Source organism: Microcoleus sp. S28C3 (assembly GCF_036700785.1).
GTDB classification, from domain to species: domain Bacteria; phylum Cyanobacteriota; class Cyanobacteriia; order Cyanobacteriales; family Microcoleaceae; genus Microcoleus; species Microcoleus asticus.
Genome location: NZ_JAUBPO010000088.1, coordinates 23,022 through 31,676 on the forward strand (window position 1 = coordinate 23,022; position 8,655 = coordinate 31,676).

Genomic DNA, 8,655 nt, shown 5'->3' on the forward strand with positions numbered 1-8,655 from the left:
TTTCTGCCCGCGAACCCTTTATCCTATCACGGTAGGTAGCAGCTAGGTTATTTTGAGTCGTTGCCCAATCTTCACGGAAATCCTCAAGGGTATAGACAGTTAAAGCAGCCTGATAAAACTCGATCGCCCGTTCCAGATTTTCGGTCCGCGAACCGTTTATCCTCTCACTGTAGGCATTAGCTAGGTTATTTTGAGTTTGAGCAAACTTTTCGCTTCCCGGTTGCCGATTGTTTAAAACTATTTGATAACCAGTAATGGCAATTTCAATATTATTCGCTCTACTGCCAAGGGGAAAGTTTTTAATATCAATACTCAAATTTCCAATTAGGGCGACAATTAACTTAATTGCTTCTGGATTTTGGTCGGCAATTAACCTCTGGGCTACTTGCTGTAAAGTCTCGGCAAAACGGGCATTGAGGAGATGTTGCCGTTGTTTTAGTATCGGGTAAATTACTTTAATATCGCTATCGCTATCTTGTTCTGCTTGCAATAATTCTATTTCTGCTTCCAATAATTCTATGAGAAATTTTGCATATTCTTGGGAATCTTCACCTTCGGAGTGAACTCGATCGCCGTTTTCATTCATAGGTTATATTTAATAGTTGATAGCGTTGGCATAATTGCTGTAGGGGCGGGTTCGCCAACCATCTTTAATACCCACAAACAATCCCGATCAACCCGCCCCAACCCCACGCAAGAAATTCGATCGCTTGTTTCCAATTTTCCTACAAATGCGATCGCCCGTTTTCCGGTTTTCCCGAAAGTGCGATTCCCTACGGGATAGCTTCGCTTCACGGGAATTTGTCGTTGGGAGGGGGCGGGTTTATTTCAATTGTTGGTACTCATTAGAGATGGTTGGCGAACCCGCCCCTACACAATTAATGGTATGACAAACTAATAATTGGAGTGAATTTATTTTAGCCTAATTATGGCAAAAGGTGCTAGGGAGCGATCGACCGTTTTCCAATTCTCCAAATGGCGAGAAACCGGGTTTTTGCGAGAATTTTTAATCAGAGGCGAAGATATCGGAAAAAACCCGGTTTCTGAGATGGTGCGTGGTGGCGAGAAACCGGGTTTTTGCGAAGATATTTAATCGGAGGCGAAGATATCGGAAAAAACCCAGTTTCTGAGATTGTTAAAGCGGCCTCACTTTAGGCATTAGCCAGCTTCTTTTGAATCATTGCCCAATATTCAGGGAAATCCTCACGGGTATATACTGTTAATGCTGCTTCATAAAACGATCTCGCCTTTTCGAGATTTTCATCCCGCGAACCGTTGATTCTGTCATAATAGGCATTACCTAGGTTATATTGAATCATTGCCCAATCTTCAGGAAACTGTTCGGGCGTACGAACACTTAAAGCAGCGTCAAAAAATGCGATCGCGCGATCGATATTTTCCGCCCGCGAACCGTTGATTCTGTTGGCGTAAGCAGCAGCTAGGTTATTTTGAGCCCTAGCCCAATCTTCCGGGAAAGCCTCAAGAGTATAGACTGTTAAAGCAGCGCCATAAAGGGCGATCGCCATTTCCACATTTTCGGCCCGCGAGCCCTTTATTCTGGTAATGTAGGCAGCAGCTAGGTTGTTTTGAGTTTGAGCAAACTTTTGGCTTCCGGGTTGCCGATTATTTAAAACAAGTTGATAAGCAGCAAGGGCAATTTCAATATTATCCGCTCTATTCCCACCGGAAAAATTACTAATATTAATGCTCAAGTCTTCAACGAGACTGACAATTGAATCAACAGTTTTTGCATTTTCCCCACCGACTAACCTCTCGACTACTTGCTCTAAAATGTCAGAAAAACGAGCATTGAGGAGATGTTTTCGTTCAGCTAGCATGGAGTGAATTACTCCTGTATTGCTATTGCTACCATCTTCTGCTTGCAATAATTCTAGAATAAAGTTTCCATACTCTTGGGGATTTTCAGCTTCGGAGTTATCGCCATCGTTGATATCGATTAATTGTGCTAGCTGAGCGATTAGATTCCGCAGGAAATTAGCGCCGTTTTGTCCTCCTTGCTGTGCCATTTTTTCTGCTACCAACTCGCAAGTTTCCAGAAAGTGGACATCCAACAATTCTGAGTTATCTTGTAATATCTGCGGTTCTTCGCCGTTGGGGCAATTCAGCAGGGTGTGAATTAGTTCTAGGTAGGCTTGGGCGCGGTTTTCTTCCATTGTTGGGGAGTTGCGAATAATATCGAGATTTATTTTATCATGGTTGTGCGTGGGTGGCCCGAAACCGGGTTTTTGCGACAATTTTTGATCGGAAGCGAAGATATCGGAAAAAACCCGGTTTCTTAGCTTGTGTGTGCAGACAAACCGCCCGGTTTTCTAAGGCCTGCACAATGCTACTTTGGGCATTAATCTATCCAAAATTTGCTCGATCGCAATTACTGTCCAATCAATATCAGCTTCTGTTGTTTCTCGTCCTAGAGTTAAGCGAATTCCACCAACTGCACCGATTTCGTCATATCCCATTGCTAATAATATCGGACTGGGAGTTAGTTTCCCGCTGCTACAAGCAGAACCGGAACTAATGCCAATTCCTGCTAAATTTAGCTGCCGCACCAGAGTTTTGCCTGTGATTCGCCCTGTATCTCTCTTTTGATAAGGGCGGCAGGAGGGGGAGACGATGCAAAAACTGACGTGGTGCGGCAGCCGACAATATCTATCGCCTGTTGGTACTAAACTGGGTACGTGGGATAATCGGTCAAAAAGCCGATCGCGCAATCCAATTAACCTCGGCGTTTCCACATCTATTTCCTGCAAAGCTAACTCCGCCGCCACCCCAAAACCGACGATTGCCGGCAGCGCTTGCGTCCCGGAACGCAGTTTCAATTCTTGGCCACCACCGCCCAACATTGGCACTAATTCTATTCCTTGACGCACGTAAAGCGCCCCCGCACCTTGCGGCCCGTAAAGTTTGTGACTGGAAACCGAAAGCAAGTCTACGGGCAATTTCTGCACGTCAATCGGCAGCTTGCCGGCAACTTGAACTGCATCGGTATGAAACATGATATTGCGATCGCGCGCAATTTGTCCCAAGGCCTCTATTGGTTGCAGCGTCCCAACTTCGCTTTGTCCGTAAATAATTGAAATTAACACTGTATTCGATCGCAGCGACTCTTGCAAATCCAAAGGATGAATTCGCCCAAATTTATCCACCGGTAGGCGCGTCACTTCCCATCCCAACTGTTCGAGTTGTCGCGCCGGTTCTGCTACTGCGGAATGCTCTACGCTGGAGATAATAATATGCTGCGGCTTTGTATAAAGACGAGCAATTCCCATAATTGCCAAATTGTCCGCTTCAGTGCCGCCACTGGTAAAAATTATCGATTCCGGTAGCGCGTTAATCAAGCTAGCAACCTGCATTCTCGCTAATTCTAAAGCTGTCGCCGCCCTTTGTCCCCACTCGTGCAAGCTGGAAGGATTGCCCCACTGCTGAGTCAGGGCTATTTGCATGGCTTGAATCGCTTCTGGGCGCGGTGGCGTTGTGGCACTATAGTCGAGGTAAATTTGCATGATTTTAAATAACTAATTAATGAATGTTGACTGTTGACTGTTGACTGTTGTGAGTGGCTACCAATAACCAATAACCAATAACTAACTTCCTGGTTTGCAGACGTTGTAGTCTTCGTGCGACAGAACTTTTTGGGGAATTAAAAAAGTGCCGCAATCTTCACAAAGCATTCTGTAGTTGCGCGTTACAGGAATACTGACGATCAAACGGTTGTGACGCAGGCGTTTGCCGCCGAAATCTCTGTAATTCTTATTTTCTCCCAAAGCTGCTATAATGGCGCGAGCTTTAGTGACTACGTGGTCTGGCAGACCTCTGAGATCGATGATATCTCTAGCAAATGATGCTTCCCTCCGTTGTTTTTTGGTTTGTTTTTCTGCCAGCTCTTCAACGTAATGCTGCTGGGCTACCAACTCTTGCGTGCAGCGATGGCACGCTTTACCATATCCTTTGTGACCGCACGGAAAAATTCTTTTTCTTTTAGCCATAAAGCAGGGGTATCGGGTTTGACCCACGCCCCTGATTGCTGCTACCCTACCAGTGATGCTTCCGGCATCGAGGCAGTTCTACAAGACGCAAAATCTCTTCCCTTGCATAAATTTAATAAGTTGTAACTTTACTTGCTCCCATAGCTTTGAACTGTCGGAAGGCTAATAACCTCTATATTTTTTAAAATTTTGTGGCTGTATTGTATTATCATTTACTCGGTTTCTGTTGTGCTGGGCTGCTGGCGATCAATCTGGCGGGCTGTGGACAAACAAAGCAAGACGTGCAGAATTTACCTCTGAGTCTGGCTCCATTGCCTCAAGACCCCTTGTTGCAAGTATACTTCAATCAGTCGATCGCTTCGAGTTATACAGAGCCTTACCGCCAGCAAACTAGATTTGGAGATGATTTGGAAAAGTTGGTCACTGTTGCGATCGCCAGCGCTGGATCGACGTTAGATGTAGCAGTTCAGGAGTTTCGCTTGCCCGGTATTGCGAGGGTTTTGGCAGATCGGCAGCGATCTGGAATTAAAGTGAGATTAATTGTCGAACAGATGTATAGTCGCCCTTGGAGCGATTTTACAACCCAGGAGTTGGCGAAATTACCGGAAAGAGAGCGCGATCGTTATAGCGAATTTGTCCAACTTGCCGATACCAATAAAGACGGTAAATTGACGGTCGAGGAAATCAAGCAAAACGATGCTTTGGTAATTGTCAAAGATGCGGGAATTCCTGTAATTGATGATACTGCTGACGGCAGTAAAGGCAGCAATTTGATGCACCACAAATTTGTGGTAATTGACGGCAAAACCGTAATCGTCACTTCTGCTAATTTTACCACAAGCGATATACACGGCGATTTCAAGACAGCAGCAAGTCGAGGCAATGCGAACAATTTGCTGAAAATTGAAAATCCTCAAGTAGCGCAACTATTTACTCAAGAATTTAACCTGATGTGGGGCGACGGGCCCGGAGGCAAACCGGACAGCAAATTTGGCATCAAAAAGCCGTTTCGTCAAGTACAAAAAGTGAGAGTAGGGAATGCGACAGTTGCAGTGCAATTTTCGCCGACAACTGCGGCTTTGCCTTGGGAAAAAAGCGTCAACGGTTTGATAAATCGAACTTTGGGTAGTGCGAAAAAGTCGGTTGATTTGGCACTGTTTGTATTTTCGGCTCAGCGGTTGTCAAATACTCTGGAAATTGAAGCTGCGCGAGGAGTTGCGGTGCGAGCTTTAATTGACTCTAATTTTATTTATCGCTCTTACAGTGAAGGTTTGGATATGATGGGTGCGACTTTCATCCAAGATTGCAAGTTAGAAGCTGACAATCGCCCTTGGAGAAAGCCGCTGACTACGGTGGGAGTGCCGCTGTTACCAATGGGCGATCGCCTGCACCACAAATTCGGCGTTGTGGACGGCAAAACGGTGCTTACAGGTTCTCACAACTGGAGTGAGGCCGCAAATCACGGGAATGACGAGACGCTGCTGGCGATCGAGAGTCCCACAGTTGCTGCCCATTTTGAGCGGGAGTTCGATCGGCTTTACAAAGGTGCAATCTTGGGAATTCCCGCCCGAATTAAACAGAAAATTGACGCTAAGAAAAAAGAGTGCGATTCACTACAAGCAGTATCAAAATCTGCGAGTGCTAAACCTCAAATTCCTGGTAAAAAGTTAGTTAATTTGAATGCAGCGAGTCAGGAAGAATTAGAAACTTTGCCTGGAGTTGGCCCGAAGTTAGCCCAGAAAATTATTGCAGCGCGGCAACAGCAACCTTTTACCTCTTTGGAGGATGCAGAACGAGTGCAGGGAGTCGGGGAAAAACTATTAGAAAAATGGCGCGATCGAGTAACTTGGTAGTTAAGTTCGTACTCAGGACTACATTCATGACTCTACCAATTTCGCAGTCAGGACTTCAGTTTTTCCTTTCGCCGCTCAACATCAAGGACTAAAGTCCTGACTGTAAAACTATCCGAGCGACTTTGACAACATATCTGCTCTCAAGTTAAAATAATAAATTGTCAACAAAAGGCTATCTATTAACATTAGAGGTAGAGAGAAATGAAACAGCCCAGATTTTTTACGGGGAGGCCACAAATTAAATTTATAGCTATTTTGCTGGGGGCAATTCTTTTGACATTAGCAGCTTTCACAGTCAGCGCCCAGCAGACTAACGAAGCACAATTTAGGGTCAAAAACGAAAATAGTTTTAATATTAATTTGATTCAATTTAAGCGCACTGAATATGTAGGTGCGTGTGCCGGTACTGCGATCTCCCCTGATTCGCAAAGCGCTCGATTTGTTTCCAGCAAGACTCCTCCCGGCCCTAACAGAAGGGTGGTGATTAAAAATGTGACTGAGGGCATGGAAACTAACCCCTATCCTTACACAGATAGAGATTACAACAAAGGTGAGTTTTCCGAAGATTTTGGATTTAAGTTGGGTAACAGTCACAAAACACGAACTTTTTCGGTTTTAGAGGGAAAAAATAATTTTCTGTATGAAATTAAAGAAAATAATCAAGTTATAGACCAGGGTGCGCTTACCGCTGAAGTGTCTATACAAAATTTGGGTATTTTTCCCCGTCAGCAAATTTGTGAAGATAAGGTAGAATGTCGGGATACTTCTGATTGTCGCGACCGTAAAGGCAGAAAAAGAAGTTGCAGACGACAGTGTTTTCCTGTTCAAAAGTGTAGCTGTCCGTAATTACTTTGATCCCTAAAATTATTTTCTTTAATTAACGGCAGAAGACAAAGAGAAATAAAAAATCAGAAAAAAGATAAGTTATTTTCAAGGAAGAGGGGCAACCACGCACGATTGCCCCTCCAAGAAAATTGTTGCTTCAAGTAATGGGGTGAAAGTAAAATGCTGCTCCTAACACGATATATGTGGCTAAAAGCAGCACTCCTTCGAGCCAATTAGAGCGCCCGTCGAGACTAATTAGATTGGCAATTGTCACTGCAATGGCAACTGCAACTACTTCAAACGGATTGAAGTTTAAATCCATCGGCTGATGAATTATTAATCCGATAATCACCAACACCGGCGCTACCAGCAAAGCAACTAGCAAACTCGAACCCATCGCGACAGAAACTGACAAATCCATATTGTTTTTCATCGCAACTCCCACCGCAGTTACATATTCTGCCGCGCCGCCAACAATCGGCAACAGAATTACCCCTGTAAACAGCGGCGTCAATCCCAATCCTTTCGTAGTTTCTTCGACAACGCCAACGAAAATTTCTGATTCAAAAGCAACGGCAACAGTTGAGGCAACTAGCACTCCTATCCACAGCCACAAATTAGGTTTGTGCGTAGTAGATTCCTCTTTTGTATTTTGAGGATTTTCTGACTCTAGTTCTAGTAAGCCGACTTCGTAAAGATAGCTGTGAGTTTTTAATGAAAATAGCAGAGTTAAAGCGTAAACTGCAATTAGGACGATCGCAGTTATTAAGGAAAGATTCTCTATAGCTGCGGGTTCGACTCCGTTGGAGGTGTAAATTACCATTGTCGGCAGCAGAATTGCAATCACTGCTAGAGTCATTGTGGAACCGTTCACCCGCGCGATAATTGGCTTAAATTCTTGTTCTTTGTAGCGTATGCCTCCTAGCAGCATGGAAAATCCCATGACTAAGAGTAAGTTGCTGATAATTGTGCCGGTTATGCTGGCTTTCACAATGTCAATTAAGCCAGCTTTCAGGGCAACTATGGCAATAATTAATTCTGTAGCATTGCCGAAGACTGCATTTAATAAGCCACCTATGGAGGGGCCTGTAACGATCGCCACTTCTTCTGTTGCTGTGCTCAACCAAATAGCCAGAGGTATAATGCCTAAAGCGGATGTGATGAAAACTGCGAGGGAGCCCCAGTGCAAATACTCAGCGGCGATGGAAATGGGGATGAAAATTAACAGCGCTATGGAAAGAATTTTTTTGATTGACATAGGAACTCGGATAGTGTAGGGCAGTGTGAGGTCGAGTTGTCGGGGCGATCGCCAAGTTGAGTTTACATGATTCAACTGTTGCCTGACAATTCCTGGGGCAAGGGCGATCGGACGTTTTAACCCCTGATGCACACAGATTAACGCAGACAGATATTTAATGAAAGTTAATTTTTTAAACTTGGCAGTTTTCTATCTCAGAAAAAGTCCGCCGTCATTCCGAATCCTTAAAGATGTTTTATCCAAACCTAAATCATTCGTCTCGTCTAATCTTACTTCTACTGTTCCTTCGCCAACAGGTTTCAAACTGGGTTTCAATAATGCGCCATCTGGTCGCCTAAATACAATTGAGGCTGGTAGTGTCAATGCTGGCAGCGCGACTGTTGAATTTTCTGCTAAACTGCGGCGGTTAGTCTGTCCAGCTACCTGATAAAATAGTCGATCGTTGGTTTTATTTGTTAATCTAACATTGACTTTGCCATTGACGGGAACTATCTTGCCGTCAGGAGCTCTTTCTAATTCGTTAGTTTGGGATATTTCGCTAGCAAAAGTCGCATTGTCGGTGAAAGGCAAAAAACTGTTGCCTGGTACGGCTAAGCTGACAGCCAGTAGACTTGCCACCCAGGTTTTGTCGATCCCTAAGGAATGAAAATTTAATAACTTCACTATCTACTCAATTGTCGGAACAGCACGGTAATTCCATTTTGGCAAATATTCA

General features: G+C 44.3%; 10 protein-coding genes. 3 read left to right on the plus strand and 7 right to left on the minus strand.

Going from position 1 to position 8,655, the window contains the following annotated elements:
• Nucleotides 1–586 (minus strand): tetratricopeptide repeat protein (locus QUA13_RS23370; RefSeq protein WP_333202344.1); only part of this gene is annotated, 586 nt, incomplete at its 3' end.
• Nucleotides 583–795: a hypothetical protein gene (locus QUA13_RS23375; RefSeq protein WP_333202346.1), complete on the minus strand. Its 213-nt coding sequence runs from the start codon at nucleotides 793–795 to the stop codon at nucleotides 583–585. The genes QUA13_RS23370 and QUA13_RS23375, both read right to left, overlap by 4 nt.
• 133 nt (nucleotides 796–928) lie before the next feature.
• On the opposite strand from QUA13_RS23375, the gene QUA13_RS23380 reads away from it, so the two are divergent.
• Nucleotides 929–1,093 (plus strand): hypothetical protein, encoded by a 165-nt coding sequence (locus QUA13_RS23380; RefSeq protein ID WP_333202348.1) that lies wholly within the window; start codon nucleotides 929–931, stop codon nucleotides 1,091–1,093.
• 58 nt (nucleotides 1,094–1,151) lie between these two features.
• Here the strand turns inward: QUA13_RS23380 and QUA13_RS23385 are convergent, their stop codons facing one another.
• From QUA13_RS23385 to QUA13_RS23395, 3 genes are all read right to left on the minus strand, one after another.
• Complete coding sequence (locus tag QUA13_RS23385) at nucleotides 1,152–2,174, minus strand: tetratricopeptide repeat protein (protein WP_333202350.1); 1,023 nt, start codon at nucleotides 2,172–2,174, stop codon at nucleotides 1,152–1,154.
• Nucleotides 2,175–2,330: 156 nt separating this feature from the next.
• Complete coding sequence (locus QUA13_RS23390; protein WP_333202353.1) at nucleotides 2,331–3,521, minus strand: cysteine desulfurase family protein; 1,191 nt, start codon at nucleotides 3,519–3,521, stop codon at nucleotides 2,331–2,333.
• Between the two features lie 81 nt (nucleotides 3,522–3,602).
• On the minus strand, nucleotides 3,603–4,004 hold the full coding sequence (locus QUA13_RS23395) for a DUF7682 family zinc-binding protein (protein ID WP_172187360.1): 402 nt from the start codon (nucleotides 4,002–4,004) through the stop codon (nucleotides 3,603–3,605).
• Between the two features lie 191 nt (nucleotides 4,005–4,195).
• Between QUA13_RS23395 and QUA13_RS23400 the strand changes: the two genes are divergently transcribed.
• Nucleotides 4,196–5,857, plus strand: coding sequence for a DUF655 domain-containing protein (locus QUA13_RS23400; RefSeq protein ID WP_333202355.1), 1,662 nt, complete (start codon nucleotides 4,196–4,198; stop codon nucleotides 5,855–5,857).
• A gap of 201 nt (nucleotides 5,858–6,058) precedes the next feature.
• Nucleotides 6,059–6,703 (plus strand): hypothetical protein, encoded by a 645-nt coding sequence (locus tag QUA13_RS23405; protein ID WP_333202356.1) that lies wholly within the window; start codon nucleotides 6,059–6,061, stop codon nucleotides 6,701–6,703.
• 136 nt (nucleotides 6,704–6,839) lie between these two features.
• Here the strand turns inward: QUA13_RS23405 and cax are convergent, their stop codons facing one another.
• Together cax and QUA13_RS23415 are read right to left on the minus strand one after the other, a co-directional pair.
• Nucleotides 6,840–7,940: a calcium/proton exchanger gene (gene cax / locus QUA13_RS23410; RefSeq protein ID WP_333202360.1), complete on the minus strand. Its 1,101-nt coding sequence runs from the start codon at nucleotides 7,938–7,940 to the stop codon at nucleotides 6,840–6,842.
• A gap of 189 nt (nucleotides 7,941–8,129) precedes the next feature.
• The gene (locus QUA13_RS23415; protein ID WP_333202358.1) at nucleotides 8,130–8,603 is read right to left on the minus strand and encodes a hypothetical protein; all 474 of its coding nucleotides are present in this window, start codon (nucleotides 8,601–8,603) and stop codon (nucleotides 8,130–8,132) included.
• Nucleotides 8,604–8,655 lie beyond the last annotated feature (52 nt).